Genomic DNA, 16,806 nt, shown 5'->3' with positions numbered 1-16,806 from the left:
AGCGCGTCGCGCAGTTCCATCAGTTTTTTCAGCTCGGGCACTTGCTCGACCAGCGAGGCCGGGTTGAAGTCCTTCATCGAGTTGACGCGCAGTTTCACGGCCAGTTCTTCAGTGTCGCTTTCTTCCTGAAGACGGTTCGGCACGCTCAATGTCAGGCTCAGCTCTTGCTTGGCCAGCACTTCGTCGAAGGTCATCTTGTCGATGCTGATCGGCTTGCGATCTTCGATTTTGCGTTCGTCCTTGCGGTGGGTGTAGTCACCGATTGCCAGTAGTTTCAGCGGCAGTTCATCTCTTCCTGAGCACCGCCGGTGGCGGGTTTGAAGGTGACGTTGATGCGTTCCTTGGGGGCTACCGAGCCTTCTTTGGCCATGGCTTTTCTCCTTGCGGTTGTGGCCGGGGGCCTATTCGAGTACCACTTCGAGATCGAGGTGGCACAGCCTGCGATAAATCTCTTCCTTGCGTTCACGCACTGCATGGTTCTGCGGTAACAACTCGCAGCAGCTATGCAGCAAATGCAGCACTTCCAGCGCAAGATCGGGCTCCCAGGCGTGCAGGCCTGAGTCCTGTAATGTTTGGTCGAGGGTTTCAAGTTGGGTCTTGGCCAGTTCGTATTTCTTGGCCATGAAACACAGCCGCGCGAGGGCGAACTGCCAGAAAAATCGGACCCGCCCGCCGTGGGCACTTTGCAAGCCCTGCTTGAGAATCTGCACGGCGGCCTTGAGACCGTCCTTGCGCAGAACCGGCAAGACTTCTTCAAGGGCCAGTTCCCAGGCCGGCTGGGTATCGGCGACTTCGACCTTGCGCGGCGCACTGGCGCTTTGCAGGTGCGGCATGACGTGGGCGCCGATCCAGGCGCGGGTGGCCGGATCGGCGAACGGCGCGCCGTCATGGAAACGCAATTCGATGATGCCGGGCAGGCGCTGAACCAAAAGCGCGAAGTGGATTTCCACTTCGCGCATCGCCATCTCGGCGTTCAGTCCCTGGAGGCATTCCCAGACTATTCGCTGGCCATCGAACCAGAACGGCGCCTTCGCCAGGCTCGCCTCCAGCTCTACCAGCAGATCTGCGTATTTCCCCTGGTCGTAGCGGTCCTGATAGGCCTTGAGTTTGTCCGCCGGCAAGCCACGCAGAACGGTGATCTGCTCGGCGTTACGCTCGGGCACCGCGTCGATCGGCAGCCACAGCAGCGTGCGATTGAGGCGCAGGGCGCGCAGATCGGTGGCTTTCTGCTTGAGCCACCAGGCACACAACGGACGAGCAGTTTCCTGCTGGGCACGTAGGGCCTTGTGGGCTTCTTTTTCGTTGTCGATCGGTGCGCCGGGGGTGAACAGCTGGGTCGCGGCCTGCTTGACCTGAGCCACCGCGGCCCCCACCACACCGGGCTCCGGCTGATTGTCGGCGGCGCGCTGGACCATGTTTTTCAAGCGACGGGAAATCGGCAGCAGCAACGGCGCGTCGTCGCCCAAATGCTCGGTGCACGCGGCGTCGAGCCCTTCCAGATGCTCGACCAGACGGCGGAACAGCGGCAACTGCTCTTTGATCGCGACGTTTTCGTTCAGCACCTGCTCAAGACGCGGCACCAACCAGCTGATGGCTGCGGCGCGGGTGCGGGCCTTGTTCGGATGAACCTCGGCCCAGTGATTTTCACAGAGGTGGTGCAGCAAACCGAGGCCGGCCAGCAACCCCGGGAAGGATTCACGCTGGTACAGCGCCCAGGTCAACCAGGCGCCGACACGTAAATCCTTGGATTGCGTGCGCAGCAGGTTTTCACTGTTTTCGCGGATTTTCAGCCAGTCGATCTGACCGCTTTCGTGCATGGACGAGGCTTTACCCAGCTCACTTTCCAACGCCTCATATTCGCTCGAAAAGCGAACGTCCTCACCCGCGAAATTCTCTTTTGAAACAGAGGCTTTTGCGAGTTCAAGGTAATGAGCGGAAAGTTTGCTTGAGTAGGACATCCGTGACCTTTAATTAGAATTACAGTCATGCGGCCATTGGAGTTGAAATGGCGCCGGACAGTATCAAAGAGCTGCGATGAGTCTCATCCAATTGAGTTCGCGCTCTTTCAAGGCGCGCATCCTAATCACAATGATGGCCATTTGCAAGCACCCGATTAAACAATAAAACTGCGTCTTTTTTGTTGCTGTAGGAGATCACCCTATAGGGGACAGGGGATCCCCTGATGCCGGTTTTGACCTCCCCACCTTCGACGCATCACCCCCGCAACCATTGAGCCAGAGCGGTTTATCAACCCCACCAATAATCACAGGACATTCACACCCTGAAACGGAACCCAGCATGACAAAAATAAAACATGAAAAATGTAGGAGCTTTCTGAAAGTTACAGTCATCCATGGACATAGTGATCACTGACAATAATCAATACAGCGCGCCATCAAAATGATGGCACTCTGTATTTCACCCATCCCCCTCCAAATACATGCTCAGTTCGTCTCAAACTTCTTACAAAAGATGACGCAACATTCTGCAATACGAAATTTCGGACTGCGCTTCAGGCCCCTTCCTACATAGATCCTTTTGCTGAGGATAAAGGTATGTTCGTGCCGGCCAATGTTGCGCACTTCACGTTATTGATTCCGTTTGTTCGCAACGATTTTAAAGTGCTGGTCTTTGAAGGTATTGAAGCCATCAGCACCTTGTATTCGACCGAGGTTGAACTGGTCAGCGAATACCCTGATGTCGAACCTGGAGAGTTTGCTCAGCCGATACACCGCAGGGACCTGGCCGACGGAGAAAGGTACTCGACACTCGGTAAGCTGGTGCTCAGCAGAATGGCAAAGGGCGTGTAGTTGCCGGTGAAACGAGCGCTTGATCATTTGCAAGCGCAGGAGATGGCGGCGCACAGCGCCAAGGCGTAACCAGTACAGATCACTCCCACGCAAAGCGCGTGGGAATGATCAAAGACCTACAGAAAACTCAATCAAGCATTCGGGCAAGGCACTGGTGCCCAGTCGCCCAGGTCCGGGTTCTTGCACATGCTGTTGACTTGAGTGGTGCCTGCGCTGGCGACCTGTTTGCTTTCAGCCTGTTTGGCTTGTGCGGTCTGCAGGGTTTTCTCGGTGGTGACCGCTTCTTTCGGCACGGTTGGCAGCACCGGTTTTTTCGCCGGTTTCACCGCTTTTTTGCTCTTGGTCGGCGCCACGACTGGCGTGGTGTCGGCGGTTGCCACGGTGACCACGTCAGTGCGCTGCACGCCGACTTGCTGCAGGTCTTTTTCGTAGGCCTGGGTGTAGTTGTTCAGGTCTTCGCTGGCTTTACCGTTCACCGCGACGATCAGGTCGTTGGACTCTTTGAGGCCCGCGACGATTTCTGCCAGGCGCTTGCGGCCTTCGGTGTCGTTGACGGTCTTGGCCTTGCGGTCGGCGACCAGTTTGGTGAATGCGTTCTGGTAGCACTGCTGCGAAGTCTTGGCGTACGCGGTGCTGCGGTCGATGTCGGCGGCGCTTTTGTTGACGTCGGAGGCGTAGGACGCGATGCGCTGGTTGTCATCGGCGATCTGCTTCTGGCGCTCGGTGTAGTAACCGGCTGCGCCACCGGCCAAGGCACCGCCCGCGGCACCGATGGCGGCGTTGCGGCCACGGTTCTCGGAATCGACCAGGGCACCCAGCAGTGCACCGCCAACAGCACCGACGGCGGCGCCGGTGACGACCGACTTGGTCATGTTCGAATCAGTGGCACGCAGGTGCTGCACTGGCTCGTAGCAGTTTGGGTAGTACTCGACCTTGGTGCTCGAGGCGACCTTGGAGGTCGGCGACGTGGCGCAACCGGTCAGTACGGTGCTGAAGCCAACAGCCATCAGCAGCAAGTGACGCTTGGAAAGCGAAGCAACAGGTTTACGGGAGGAAAGCATAGTTGTGTTCTCTTTTAAGTTTGACCAGCTCAGCACGGCCCACCGCCGCCTGAGTCCCTTCCAAGCTCGCTGTACAACGAACGATCAAGACCGCTGAGCGTTCGATGCGAGCAATTCCTTCAATATCGCCGCCGGGTCGGCTCGTCGTTGCTGACGATAATCACCGACATGGCGAACGAATAACGTTGCGCGCGTTACCAGGCTCTTGCCCAGTACCGGCTTGCGCTCCAACTCTTCCTTGATGCGTTGAAACTGCGCCTGGATCACGGCATCGGTGTAGCGCGTGCCGGTCGCCAGGTTGTCGATGTAGATCGCCACCGCGCCGTCCAGCGCGCTGCGGCCATTGTCGATGGCGGTAGCGAACAACTTGGCGCTGGCCTCGTCCTTGGCGTCCACGGCCTGCTGGCGACTCTTCTGCAAATTGGTCAGGCGAATGTTGTAGTTGTTGACGGTCTCGGCCACCAGGGCCGCCGACTGGATCAGGTTGCCCGCCGCTTCCTCGCGCTGCTGGGCGATGAGCGAGACGTTGCGCTTGAGCTCTTCGTTGACCAGCCCCAACTCGGCTTGCAGGCTCGGGTCGACGCTGGCAGCAATGATGCTGTCCAGGCGTTTGGTCGGGTCCTGGGCGTCGTCGATGGCATCGGTCAGCGAAGCCAGCCGACCTTCTTTCTCCCACTGGACGAACAGCTCCTTGTAGCGCGAACGTGGCGCCGACAACGCGCCAATCGCCACCCGGAACCCGGTGGTTTCATTGCTTTGCTCGGTGCCGTCGGCGGCGAACAGCGGGTACTCGCGACGCATCCCGGTGAACAAGGTGCCCTCGCCCTCCAGGTAGTTGCCGCCCTTGACCACGAAGCCGCCGTAGGTGCCTTGGCGGCGTCCGGCGTGCACGAGCTGGAAGGACTCCTGGACCATCTCGGCGGCGTTGCCGATCACGTCGAACAGGCCGATGGGGTTTGGCAGTTTGGTACCGATCGGCATCAGCCGCGCTGCCTGGCCGGTGCCGCCGGCGACCTGATTGAAGACTGCCCAGTCGGCCAGTGGCCCGTCGCTTTCGCTGCCTTCCAGACGCCGGGGAAACAGACGCCCTTCCAGATCCTGACGGCTAATGGCCTGCCCGCCACGGGCCGCAAATTCCCACTCGACTTCGGTCGGCAAGCGCACAAACCCCAGCCCGCCGTCCTCGGCCGAGGTGCCGCGACCGCTCACCGGCAGCAGGTCCTTGTGGTATTTCATCAGCCAGGCGCTGTACACCGCCGAGAAGCGTTCGGCCTCGAAGCGCGACAACTTCACCTTGGGCAAACGCCCGGCCATGCCTTGCGGCGCCTCGGCTTGCAGTGCCTCGCAGGCCGGCGCCGGCTCGCCGCTGGCCAGCGATTGCGCCTGGGCCATGACCTGGGCGTATTGGCGGGCGGTGACTTCGTATTTGCCGATGAAATAGAGCATCGGTTTGAGCGGGGTCTTGGCGTCCGTCTTGGGCATCAACGGCGTGATGGTCTTGCCCCAATCCTTGGGCAGATCCTTGAGGGTGAACTGGCCGTTGATAAAGTCCCGGCGGTAACCGGAGATGAACGACTGTTGATAACCGGCCTCGCCCTCGCTGAAGGGATAGCCGAGGCTGATCTCGCGGTCGTCCAGAGTGCCTTGCGCCAGGATGTAGACGTAACGGAACACCATCTGCCCTTCGCACGGTAGCGGCAGGCTGACGTCGTCAGCCAGCGGCTTGGGGTTGTCCAGTTTGTCTGTGCTTTCATCAGCCCAGACCATGCTGGCCAGGCTCAGCGCCACGGCGGCGCCCAATAACTTATACATCTCGGATTCCTTCACACGCCTGGATACGCGCCACTCGCCAGCCACCACAGGCCGCCGCCACGACGCTGACGCCGAGCACGGCTACCAAGGCCCACGCGTAGTGATGCGCCAGCAGATGACTGGCGTATTCGCCCGGCGCCTGCGCAAATAAATGGTTCAGGCCCGATTGCGCCAGGCCATATAGCCCGGCGCTCAACAGGGCCGCGAGGCCGGCGCTGTACAGCGCCTGCAACACAACAAACAGCAACAGCGCCGCCGTGGAAAAACCCAGCAGGCGCAACACCGACAACGCTCGACGCTTGCGCTCGACCGCCGCCAGCGCACCGGCAAAAATCGCCGCAAATGCTCCCGCCAAAGCCAATCCGGCGATGATCCAGAATACGATCGACAGGTTGCGGCTCAGCGATTGCACCTGGGCGATGGTCTGGGCCTGGGTCGAGACCAGCAGGTTCTGCGCAGCGAAGTACTGACGCAGCGGCTCGACATCCGTGAGACGACGGGCGTACAGACGAAACGCCGGGTACACCCGCTGTTCCGTCACGCCCACCGCATCGCCTGGCCAACCGAGCGCTGGAACGGCGCGGCCGTCCCGGTAATCTTCAGCCGCTTCCAGCAGGGCCAACGGTGCGAACAACCCGTCCCGGGCGAAGGCTTCCAGCGGCAATACGCGCAGCACCTGGACGCGAGTGCGTTGCGCCTCGCCACGACCAGCCACCTGCCGACCGACACTGGCCTGCAGCCAATCACCGGCCTTGGCCCCGAGCTTTTCGGCGACGGTCTGGCTGAGCAGCACCTGATCCAGCCCTTGGGGCACCGGCAGACTGCCGAGCAAGGGGTCGTTGGTGGCGGTGGGGATCATTTCGACGGTCACCGTCGAAGCGCCAGCGGTCAGATCCGCCGTCGCGGCAATCTGCCGGGTGCGCGGCAAGGCGAAAGCCACGTCGCTGCGCCGGCTCAATTGTTCGATAAACGCGGCACTGAACCGACCGCCACCCAAGGGAATGATTTCTCGGGTGGCCGGGTCGTTTTCCAGGCGCTCGGTCAAACTGCTGACCAGGCCGAATTTCAAGCCGAACAGCACCAGCAGCGGTGCGACCACCGCCACCAGCGCCAGTACCGAACAGGCCGACAGCCACGCATCGTTGCGGTAATCCTGCCAGGCCAGGGAAGCCACCAGCGCGCTGCGCATCAGCAGGTCTCCCCGAGGGTGGCGGTGACACCGCCATCAGCGTCGCGATGACAACTGATGCGCCGCACCTGCAAACCGCTGGCGCGGGCCAGTGACTCATCGTGGGTGGCGACGACGCAGCACACGCCATGTTCGCGGGCCTGGATCACCAGCAACTGCATCACTCGTTCCGCGTTCAGCGGATCGAGGGCGGCGGTCGGTTCATCGGCCAGCAGCAAACGCGGCCCATGGGCCAGGGCGCGGGCGCAACTCACCCGTTGCCGTTGGCCAACGGACAAATCACCCGGTTTTTTGCCCAATTGATCGACGATATCCAACGCCCCGGCCAGGCGATCCACGCTGCCGTCGTCCTTCAAACCGAGCAGTTTGCGCGACAGATCGATGTTGCCGCGCACGTCCAGAAAATCCAGCAGGCCACCGGTTTGCAGCACGTAGCCCAAGTGCCGGCGGCGCAGGTCCGCCAAGGCACTTTGCGCATCTGTGCGCCACAGCCCGGTAATGTCCGTGCGGGTTTGGCCAGGCGCAAAATCAAACTGCCCGGCCTGATCCGGAGCCAGTACCAGCGCCAGCAAATCGAGCAACGTGCTTTTGCCACAACCACTGGGACCGACCACCGCCAATTGTTCACCGGCATGCAGTTGCAGCCGTGGAATCACCAGGCTGTAACGCTGGCTGCCGACGCCCCGGTGTTTGTGCACTGCGCTCATGTTCAGCATCACGGCAGCGTCGACAACGGAACGCGGTACAAGGCATCACCCGGCTCGGCATCGCCGAAACGCACCCAGTTAGCCAAGTCGTTGTGGAAGGTTTCGTAGAGGCGGATCTTCGAATCCAGTTCGTCGATAAAGTCCTCCTGCTCGGCCACGCTCAGGGAAAGCCACAAATCCTGGGTCATGTTCAGCGACTTGCTGCGGTAGGGCAGCCCTTCCAGGTACTCACCCAGAACCCCGCCATCGGCCAGGTTGCCACCCTTGCGCAAGGCCGAGGGATCGCGGCTCATGTAGGCACTGGCGCTAGCGATTTCCTGGAAGAAATTCTTCGGCGAGGTCTGGGTCTTGCGGGCCGCATCGACGATCAGTTTCAGCGATTGCTGCAAGTCATTGAGCTGCAACTTGGTCAGCATCACGCACACCTGGAACGCCGGCAGTGCCGGGTTGGTCAGGTCGCGGTCGGCGGTCCAGGCGCTGACCAGTTGCGGCGCCTGGCTGGCGGCTTTACGCCCCAGGAAGTCCATGTGCATCGCGTAGCCGACGGCCGCCGATTTGTCGCTCAGACTCGGCGCGGCACTCAGCAGCGGCACGGTTTGCGGCTTGTCGCTACGCACCTGATGCACCAGGTCGGCAAACACCGAACCGATCTCGTCCACCCGCTCACCGAACTTGCGCACATCGGCGCCCGGTACCGGAATGTACAGGTCGCCGATCTGCGGGTTGGCGTCGGCGGTCAGGGTGCGGTATTGGCTTTGCGCACCGCCATGGGTTTTCTTGCCGGCATCGCTGAGCAGGTGCAAGGCGTAGATCTTGATCTGCTTGCCCAGCGCGGCTTGGCGCACTTCGGCCTCGTTCATTTGCGTGGCGGCATACGGGTCGTTCTTGCGCAAGGCACCGGCATCGGTGACCAACAGAATCAAGCGCCCGCCATAGCCGGACCAGTCCATGCGCTCGACCGCTTCCATCACACCGGCAAACGCATCTTCGTTGAACGAATGGCTGGAGACCGTGGACGCCTTGACCTGACGCGCCAGGTCCATGAAGCGCTGTGGGTCGCGGCCCTGGTCCAGAGTGATCAAGGTTTTAGCGACGTATTCCAGGCCCGGGGTTTTCTGGGTGCTGCTTCGAAACCCCACCAGGCCGAAGCTGACACTGTCCTGCTCGCCCCGCTCGGCGATGCGGGTTTGCAGTTGGTGTACTACCTCGCGGACCTGATCGATGTAGGGCTGCATGGACACGGTGGTGTCAACGACCAACACCACGGCGGTGCGGAACGCGTCGGCGTCAGCGGTAGTGATTGGCGTGTTGTTGGCAGCGGCCTTTGGAGCATTGCCGGGGTCGATGGACGCCACGTTCAGCAACTGCACCGGCTGGCCGTTCTCATCGAAGCTCTCGCGGGAATCGAAGATCGGCAACAGGTAAAACTGGTTCTGCGGAACCGCGCTGGCGGCCGGTTCCAGGGCCAGCACCTGTTGGTTGTCTTCGTGATTCTGCTGGGCCTTGAGCAGCAGGTTTTTTGCCGCCGACGGATCTGCCAGCAGCCTCTCCACTTCGCCGGGCTGACGCAGGAACATCACCGGCGCACGGCCGGAGCGTTCGGTGAACTTGAGCACCAGGCTTTGCTTCCAGTCGCTGACTTGCGCGGCCGGCAACCAGCCATCACTGCGCCCGTCGGTGGCGGCGCCAACACGCAGCCAAGGGCTGCCATCAACCTCTTTGCGCTGATAGACGTAAAGCACGGAAAACGCCGGCAAGGCCTTGTCAGGGGTGGCCCCCGGTTCGCTGGCGAGTTTCGCCCCCGGCTTGCTGAGCACTCGCTGAAACAAGGTTTTTTTGCCGGTCATCAGCAGCGGCCGCTGACCGCCATCGACCTCCGTTGCCACGGGGGGCTTTACGGGTGGCGCCACGGTCGGTGGCGCACTGGCCGGCGGTGCTGAAACCACCGGCACCTTGGCGTCCGCTTCGACGTCACCGGACAGCCACCAATAACCCGCGCCGCCCAAGACCAGCGCCACGGCTACCGCGACAGCGGCGAGTGCGAACACCGGCCCCTTTCGCTGTTCCGAGACCGTGGACGACGGTGTCGGTTTCACAGTCGGCGCAACAGGATTGGATCGAGGTTGTGGCTGCGCGGGGCCGGTCGGTATATCGATGGACACCGGCGTCAGTCCCGCCAGGTCATTGCTCACCGCAATCGGCACTACCGGAATTGGCAATGGCCGGATCGTGGTCGCTTCAACCGATTCCCGAGGCAGATTATCCAGCGCCTGCAACAGCGCCGCTGCATCCGGAAAACGGTCGGCCGGATCCTTGGCCAACAGTTTGCGCAGTACCTCTTGATAGCGACCGTGGTGCACGGGCAGCTCCGGCAACGGTTCTGTCAAATGCGCCAGGGCCGTTGAGAGTGCGTCGTTGCCGGTATACGGCAGTTTGCCAACGAGGATTTCGTAGAGCACCACGCCCAAGGCATAAAGATCGGCTCGGCCATCGATATCCTGGCCGCGCGCCTGTTCCGGGCTCATGTAGCTGGGAGTACCGACAGCGAAACCGGCCTGGGTGAACTGGGTGCGGTCATCCATGGACTTGGCGATGCCAAAGTCGGAGAGCACCGCTGTGCCATCGGCGCGGAACAGAATGTTCGCCGGTTTGACGTCGCGATGAACCAGCCCCAGCCCATGGGCATAGCCCAGGGCCGAGGCGATCTGACGGATATAGATCAGGCCCTGCTCCGGCGTCAGGCCGGCGGCGATGCGCTCCTTGAGCGTGCCATTGGGCAGGAATTCCATGGCCATGTAATACAGCTCACCGACATGGCCGATGTCATGGATGGTGACCGTATGCGGGTGAGACAGGCGCGCCAGGGTTTTACCTTCGCGCAGGAAACGCTCGCAGAAACTCGGGTCCGCCGCCAGTGCGGCAGCCATGACCTTCAGCGCCACCTTGCGCTCCAGCGAGCGCTGGGTCGCCAGGTAAACGCTGGCCATGGCGCCTTCGCCAATCTCGCCGTCTATGTCATAGCCGGGGATCAGAATGTGCAGGGCGGAATTCATGACGGCACCTTCACGACAATGACGGTGATGTTGTCCGGAGCACCGCGCATCAGGCCCAGGGACACCAGGCTGCTGGCGATTTCACCGGGCTCGTCGTGGCTCAGCACCTCGCTGATTTCATGGTCTTCGACGGTCTTGGTCAGCCCATCGCTGCACAGCAGGTAACTGTCGCCAGGCATCAACAGCAGATCGATCATCGCCAGCTCCAGTTGCGCCCCTACCCCAACAGCGCGGGTGACAATATTGGCCCGTGGATGCACCCGGGCTTCAGCTTCGCTGAGCAGGCCGCTGTCCTGCAGATCCTGAACGTAACTGTGGTCCCGCGAGATACTTTCGAGCAGGCCGTCACGCAGGCGATACAAGCGGCTGTCACCCGCCCACAGGCACACCCCGCGCAAGTCACGCGCCACCAGTGCCACCACGGTGCTGCCCATCATGGTCACGCCACGGTTGGCGGTTTCTTCACGCACGGCCGCGTTGACCCGCAGCAGGTCGGTTTTCAGCGCCGCGACGTATTCATCCAGCGAACGGCCTACGGCAACGTTGCGCAGGCTATCGACGATCAGGCTGCTGACGTAGTCGCCCGCCGCGTGCCCGCCCATGCCATCGGCGACCACCCACAGACCGTTTTCCGGCCGGTCCAGGCAAGCGTCTTCGTTAACCTGGCGGACCATACCGACATGGCTCTTGCTTGCGGACTTGAACGTCTTTCCAACGCTTGGACACATCTACACAACACCTTCTTGGCCGAGCAAAAATTGCGCAAAATCAGCGGCGGCCGGCAGGCCCTGGCACCGCAATAAAGCAGGGGCGATACGCTCCGAACCCTGGCCCCACCACAGGCTTGCGCCTTCGCAGGCCAGTTCGGCAAGCACGGTCATTCGCGCCTTCGGGTCGGTGGCATCAAAACGATGCAGGCCGGCAAAACGGCTGCTTGGAGCACGTGGCAGGTACACCGGGCCGCCCAGCGTTTCCAGCCCTGCACCGAAGGCTTCGAAGCTCGCCTCCACGCTTAACGTGCTCAACAGCAATTGCTCGACTTGCTCAAACCAGACATCCGCGCCGCCCACCACCGACGCCGGGTCAGCGTCGTGATCCAGCAGCACCGCGACGGTCAGCGGAAAATACCGGCCAACCCGATCGATGCTCGGCATCACCACCCCAACGGCGGCCTGCGGCCCACACACACCGGGCCCGAGCATGAAGCGCCACAGCGGACTGACCAGATAAGCATCCAGCCAACGGTCCCCGAGGCTCTGGCTGGCGAGCAGGCCCGCCGCCAGCCACGAATCCCAGGGGCCGATAAAACTCTGCGGCAAGCCACGGCTGACAAAGTCCCCGCGACTGGCCAGCTTTCCATAGAAGCCCGGCGTGCTCATAAACGCTCCGGCAAGCTGAAACCGCTGAGCACACGGCTCTTGAACGGGTTGAAGGCGCTGTTGGCCCGCAGCTCATAAGAGACGCTGGCGCCGTCGACCCGCAGCCGCAGGTTGAAGCGATCCGGCGAGTTGCCAGCGGTCAGGTCCGATTGCTCCAGCAGGCGGAACCAGGCCCAGGGCCCGTCCAGGGTGATGCCCGAACGACCGCTGGCTGAAGGCGGCATGATCGAGATCCGCACCACGCCGATGCTGCCGGGGTTGGGCCATTGCATGGAGGTGGGGCGACTCGGGCCGTGGTCGTAGCTCAATTGCTGGCCGTCGAGGTCGAGCAAAAACTGGGTGATGGTGGCGTCCATCGCCACTGGCTTGAGTTCGAAGCGCACCATCGGCTGGGTGCCGCCGGAACGGAAAAACGCATCCCGGATGGTCGCTGCCCGCTGGAAGGTTTGCAGCACGCCCGGGGCGATGCCGAGCTTCTGTGCGGCGCCCGGCTGCCAACGCCAGGCCTGGGTCGAGGTATCCACGTACGGCTGCAGGTATTTGCGGAAGTAGTTGTCCATCACCCCGCCGACGCCGAAGAACTGGCCAAAATCATCCAGGGTCGCGTCCCGCGCACTGCCCGGCGACATTGGATAGCGCCCGGCCAAAGACTGGCGATAGATGTTCACCACTTCGCTGGTCCAGGCCGCGTTCAGTTGATTGCGTACCCCGCCCATCATGCTGTTGGTGGTGGAGTTGACCACCGACTTGACCAAGCCTTGCACGAGCGGCGGTTGCCGCTCGGCGTTGAGGCTGACCCGCGTGGCAGCTGCGGCGGCCTGGTTCTTGGCTTCGCCGAGCAAGGCGTCGCCGCTGGCGCCGACCATGGCGCTGACCTGCACATACAGGGCGTTCATGTCGGCCAGCAGGCCGTCGATGGCCGCCGGCTCGCCTTCGTTTTTGCTGACGATGCTGTTGAGTTCGGCAAAATGCGCGGTGATGGGATCTTCACTGGCATCCGGTGTGTTTTGCGTCGCCTGCTCCTGGCCGAGCAAGCTGCCCAAGCGCTCCTTGAGCTTGTCGACCCCGCCCTCCACCGGCCCGCCCTTGGCGGCCAGCAGGCGTTCTTCCTGTTGCAGGTCGGTTTCCTTCGCCACTGCTACCAGCAGTTTTTTCAACGGCGAGGTCGGGCCAGAAATCACCCGCAACACATCGGCGGCCTGGGCCACGCTGGTGATCGGCACGAAGTCGATATCAGCCAGCAAGGCGTCCCACTGGCGCTGGTAATCCTGGAAATACAAACGGCGCACGTCGGCGGCCAGGCTGACGACGTTCTGTTGTTCTGCCTGGTCGCGACCGAGCACCCACTGCTCCTCGGCCAGGGTGCCGGTCTGGTTCAGGCTGGTCAGCAAAAACCCTTGGCGGTAACCCTTGGCCGTGAAGAAGCCGCTCAAGGGTTCGCCCAGCGGCTTGCCGCTCTTGCGGCTGAACACCAGCGCGGCATCACGCCCGGCCGCTTCGTTGAGACGAAAGTCCGGGATGCCGTCCGGCAGTTTCTGCCGCTTGACCCGGTCATAGACGCGCTGGGCCACCGGCAGCTGCTGCAACTGCCGACGCAGATCGTCGATCAGGCGCGGGTCCAGACGTGCGGTGGGGGGATGGCGCTCGAACAGCGCCTGCAAGTGCTCCTCCAGGGCCAGACGCTGCTCGGCCGGCAAGTCGCGCGGCAGGCTGCGATCCCAATCCAGGGCGATCCACGCCTTGATGAAGTCGGCATCGTAATGCTCGCTGTCGGCGAGCATCAGGTAGGCCTTCAAGCCTTCGTAAAGGAAGTCCGAATTGCCGCCGCCGTGCAGTTGCTCTTCGATGCGCGTGAGCAAGCGTGGCGCGAAGACCGCGATCAACAACTTGCGATAGACGCTGCCAGACTCGGCTTCAAGCATGTCGCCCTGATACAGGCCCAGGCCTTCGGCCCAGTTCGGCGAATCGTCGGCCAGGTGCTTCACCGCGTTGAGCAAAGGCAACACCGCAAGCACGTCCCGTTGTGCCGGGCTGAGGTTCTGCACGGCCTGGCCCAGGGGCGCGACTTTCTGATCGACTTGCGCGATATACGCCTGGTTGGCGCGGTAGCTGACCCACCACAAGGTCCCGACCACCAGCACCAGGGCCACGGTCGAGGCCAGCACGCCCCGGGCGATCCACTTGCGTCGACGTTCGACTTTCGGGTTGACCCCCACCAGCCCACGCTCGGCAAAGGCCACGGCGCTGAAGAGCTTTTCGATGAAGTAACTGCGCCCGGTGCCGTTCTGGCGCGCCAGGTGCTGGCGGTCCAGGTTCATGCTCTGGGCCATGGAGCCGATCAGCCGATCAATCGGGCTGCCTTCCTGGGTGCCGCTGGTGAAATACACCCCGCGCAACAGCACCCGTTCTTCAAAGGCATTGGGTTTGAATACGCCCTCAAGGAAGCTTTGCAGGCAATCCTTCAACGCGCCGAACTGTTGCGGGAAGCCGTAGATCAGATCGCGTCGCGCCGGGTCGCGTTCCTGTTGCAAACGCTCCACCAGACGAGCGTTGAGGCGCTGTTCCAGGCCGGTGAATTCGCTTTGCAGCTGGGCCAGTGGGCTGTCATTGTTTTTACCGTCGTCCAGGGCAAAGGTCATACCCCAGACCTGGGCTCGTTCTTCCTTGCTCAGGGTATCGAAATACTCCATGAACCCTGGCACCAGATCGAGCTTGGTCAGCATCAGGTAGATCGGAAAGCGCACACCCAATTGCGTGTACAGCTCCTGGATACGCAGGCGGATCGCGGCGGCATGGGCGGCGCGCTCGGCGTCGCTGCCCAGCAGCAGGTCGGAGAGGCTGATGGCGATAAACGCGCCGTCGATCGGACGCCGGGCCCGCTGTTTCTTCAACAGGCCGAGAAAACCCAGCCACGCGGCTTTATCGACTGTCGCGTCGCTGTCCTGGGTGGTGTAGCGCCCGGCGGTGTCGAGCAGCACGGCCTGATCGGTAAACCACCAATCGCAATTGCGCGTGCCACCGACACCACGGACTGCCCCGGCGCCCAACTGCGCCGCCAACGGAAAATGCAGCCCGGAATTGACCAGCGCCGTGGTCTTGCCCGAACCCGGCGGGCCGATGATCACGTACCACGGCAGTTCATACAGGTTACGGCGCTCGTCACCGCCCAGCTTGGCCTTCTTCAACAGCGCCAAGGCTTCGTCCATGCGCTGGCGCAGGGTTTCGAGCTCCTCAGAGGTGGCGATGCTGGTCGGGTCCGGCGGGGTTTGCGCCGCCAGACTGCGCATCACTTCGGCGGCCTGACGGCGCGCCTGGATAATGCGAAACACCCGGTAGGCGATCCACACCGCGAACACCAGAATGATCAGCGCCCAACGCCGGCCTTCGGGCACCAGCAATTCAAGCAGCGGCCCGACAAACCAGATGATCAGGCTCAGGGCGATCAGCCCCAGCAACGGAATGACCCAGCGGATGATAAAACTGAAAAACGCCTTCACTCGACCCCCTCCGCCAACACTGTGATTTCGACCCGACGATTGCGTGCGCGGCCCTCTGTTGTAGCGTTCGAGGCCAACGGTTCGGTGTCGCTGCGGCCTTCGGCGCTGAAGCGTTCGGGCTGGCCGGTCTTGGCCGAAAGGATTTGCAGCACCGAATTGGCCCGCGCCTCGGACAAGGCCCAATTCGATGGAAACCGCAAGGTGGCAATCGGGCGATTGTCACTGTGACCGGTCACCCGGACCTGGCCCTTGACCTTGCGAACGGCATCGGCGATGCGCAGCATCAACGGCTGGAAATTGTCGACGATGCTGGCGCTGCCCGAGGCGAACAGCTCATCGCCACGGATGGTCACCACTGAACGGTCAACGGCATCTTCCACAGCGACCCGACCGGCCTTGATTTCATCAGCGAGGAAGCCTGCCAGGCGGGGACGCTCGATCAGTTTCGGTTGCACCACCGGACGGTCGATGGCCTGCACCGGGATCTCGCCCAGAGCATGGATATTCTTAAATACCGGCTCGGCATCGGCGGCCAGTTTCAAGCGCAGGCCGAACAGCAGTGCCAGCAGCAACGCCACGCCGATGGCCACGGCGATCCACGGCGGCATGAATTGCGCGAGTCGGTCGCGGGCCACAGTGACGCCGCGCCAATGGGGCGACAGTTCACGCTCATAATCGCCACGGGCGCTGCGGATGACCGCACTGGTGCGTTCACGCAAGGCTTCCAGTTGGCTGCGACCGTCGTTCATGACCCGATAACGCCCTTCGAAACCCAGGCACATGCACAGATACAACAGCTCCAGCAGATACAAACGTTCGCGGGGGCTTTGCAGGCAATGTTCCAACAGCTGGAACACCTTCTCGCCGCCCCAGGCTTCGTTGTGCACGGTGATCAGCAGGCTCTGTTTGCCCCAGTCGCTGGCACCACCCCACGGTGTACTCAACACCGCTTCATCCAGGGCGGTGCACAAGGCGTAACGGGCCAGCAACACATCGTTGCGCGCCACGCCGGCAGCCTCGGCGCGCTCCTCGAACTGGCGCAGGTAGGCCAGTAATTGCGCCCGCAGGCTCGCCGGCGCCGGGTGGGTAATGGTGTTGCGCAAGCGGGTCAGCAAAGCCAGCAACGGCCCAGCGGCGCTCTCCAGGGGGTTGAGACCTTCGGCCGTGCCGATCAAAAGCGGCGCGGCCGGCATCGAAAGTGGCGCGGCCTGGGCGCGACCAGCTTCCGGGCGGACCGGGTCGGCGCCACGGCCACCGGGTGTCGGCATGAATTGGGTACGATCGTCGTTGCTCATTGC

The 16,806-nt window shown here is 62.3% G+C and carries 11 protein-coding genes and 1 pseudogene; 1 reads left to right on the top strand and 11 read right to left on the bottom strand.

The features are described from left to right. Both tssB and tssA read right to left on the bottom strand, forming a co-directional pair. Nucleotides 1–370: pseudogene (gene tssB, locus ACIPLA_RS08875) on the bottom strand (type VI secretion system contractile sheath small subunit); the annotation flags it as partial. A 31-nt stretch (nucleotides 371–401) separates the two neighbouring features. After that, nucleotides 402–1,958 (bottom strand): type VI secretion system protein TssA, encoded by a 1,557-nt coding sequence (gene tssA / locus ACIPLA_RS08870; RefSeq protein ID WP_218395515.1) that lies wholly within the window; start codon nucleotides 1,956–1,958, stop codon nucleotides 402–404. A 597-nt stretch (nucleotides 1,959–2,555) separates the two neighbouring features. On the opposite strand from tssA, the gene ACIPLA_RS08865 reads away from it, so the two are divergent. After that, complete coding sequence (locus ACIPLA_RS08865) at nucleotides 2,556–2,810, top strand: hypothetical protein (RefSeq protein ID WP_401172954.1); 255 nt, start codon at nucleotides 2,556–2,558, stop codon at nucleotides 2,808–2,810. A gap of 131 nt (nucleotides 2,811–2,941) precedes the next feature. Here the strand turns inward: ACIPLA_RS08865 and tagQ are convergent, their stop codons facing one another. The 9 genes from tagQ to ACIPLA_RS08820 all read right to left on the bottom strand — a co-directional run bounded on the left by tagQ (nucleotide 2,942) and on the right by ACIPLA_RS08820 (nucleotide 16,803). Continuing rightward, nucleotides 2,942–3,871, bottom strand: coding sequence for a type VI secretion system-associated lipoprotein TagQ (gene tagQ, locus ACIPLA_RS08860; protein ID WP_401172953.1), 930 nt, complete (start codon nucleotides 3,869–3,871; stop codon nucleotides 2,942–2,944). Nucleotides 3,872–3,955: 84 nt separating this feature from the next. Beyond that, nucleotides 3,956–5,683, bottom strand: a complete 1,728-nt coding sequence (locus tag ACIPLA_RS08855) for an SUMF1/EgtB/PvdO family nonheme iron enzyme (protein ID WP_218395523.1) — start codon at nucleotides 5,681–5,683, stop codon at nucleotides 3,956–3,958. Then, complete coding sequence (locus ACIPLA_RS08850; protein ID WP_401172952.1) at nucleotides 5,676–6,872, bottom strand: ABC transporter permease; 1,197 nt, start codon at nucleotides 6,870–6,872, stop codon at nucleotides 5,676–5,678. Before ACIPLA_RS08850 ends, ACIPLA_RS08855 begins: the two co-directional genes overlap by 8 nt. Continuing rightward, the gene (locus tag ACIPLA_RS08845; protein WP_401172951.1) at nucleotides 6,872–7,588 is read right to left on the bottom strand and encodes an ABC transporter ATP-binding protein; all 717 of its coding nucleotides are present in this window, start codon (nucleotides 7,586–7,588) and stop codon (nucleotides 6,872–6,874) included. Before ACIPLA_RS08845 ends, ACIPLA_RS08850 begins: the two co-directional genes overlap by 1 nt. Continuing rightward, nucleotides 7,588–10,632: a protein kinase gene (locus ACIPLA_RS08840; RefSeq protein ID WP_401172950.1), complete on the bottom strand. Its 3,045-nt coding sequence runs from the start codon at nucleotides 10,630–10,632 to the stop codon at nucleotides 7,588–7,590. The genes ACIPLA_RS08845 and ACIPLA_RS08840 overlap by 1 nt, the downstream gene beginning before the upstream one ends. Continuing rightward, a complete protein-coding gene (locus ACIPLA_RS08835; RefSeq protein ID WP_401172949.1) occupies nucleotides 10,629–11,360 on the bottom strand; it encodes a PP2C family protein-serine/threonine phosphatase in 732 nt (243 codons plus the stop codon). The genes ACIPLA_RS08840 and ACIPLA_RS08835 overlap by 4 nt, the downstream gene beginning before the upstream one ends. Further along, nucleotides 11,361–12,011 carry a type VI secretion system-associated protein TagF gene (tagF, locus tag ACIPLA_RS08830; protein WP_401172948.1) on the bottom strand — a complete coding sequence of 217 codons (651 nt, stop codon included), beginning with the start codon at nucleotides 12,009–12,011 and terminating at the stop codon, nucleotides 11,361–11,363. It abuts the gene before it with no gap. After that, a complete protein-coding gene (tssM, locus tag ACIPLA_RS08825) occupies nucleotides 12,008–15,508 on the bottom strand; it encodes a type VI secretion system membrane subunit TssM (RefSeq protein ID WP_401172947.1) in 3,501 nt (1,166 codons plus the stop codon). The genes tagF and tssM overlap by 4 nt, the downstream gene beginning before the upstream one ends. Then, complete coding sequence (locus ACIPLA_RS08820; RefSeq protein WP_401172946.1) at nucleotides 15,505–16,803, bottom strand: DotU family type VI secretion system protein; 1,299 nt, start codon at nucleotides 16,801–16,803, stop codon at nucleotides 15,505–15,507. Before ACIPLA_RS08820 ends, tssM begins: the two co-directional genes overlap by 4 nt. Nucleotides 16,804–16,806 lie beyond the last annotated feature (3 nt).

Origin of the sequence: Pseudomonas sp. NPDC086112, from assembly GCF_044746425.1 — a bacterium.
Taxonomy (GTDB): Bacteria; Pseudomonadota; Gammaproteobacteria; order Pseudomonadales; family Pseudomonadaceae; genus Aquipseudomonas.
The sequence above is the reverse complement of the archived record's forward strand: the minus strand, read 5'-3'. Positions and strand labels throughout refer to the sequence as shown.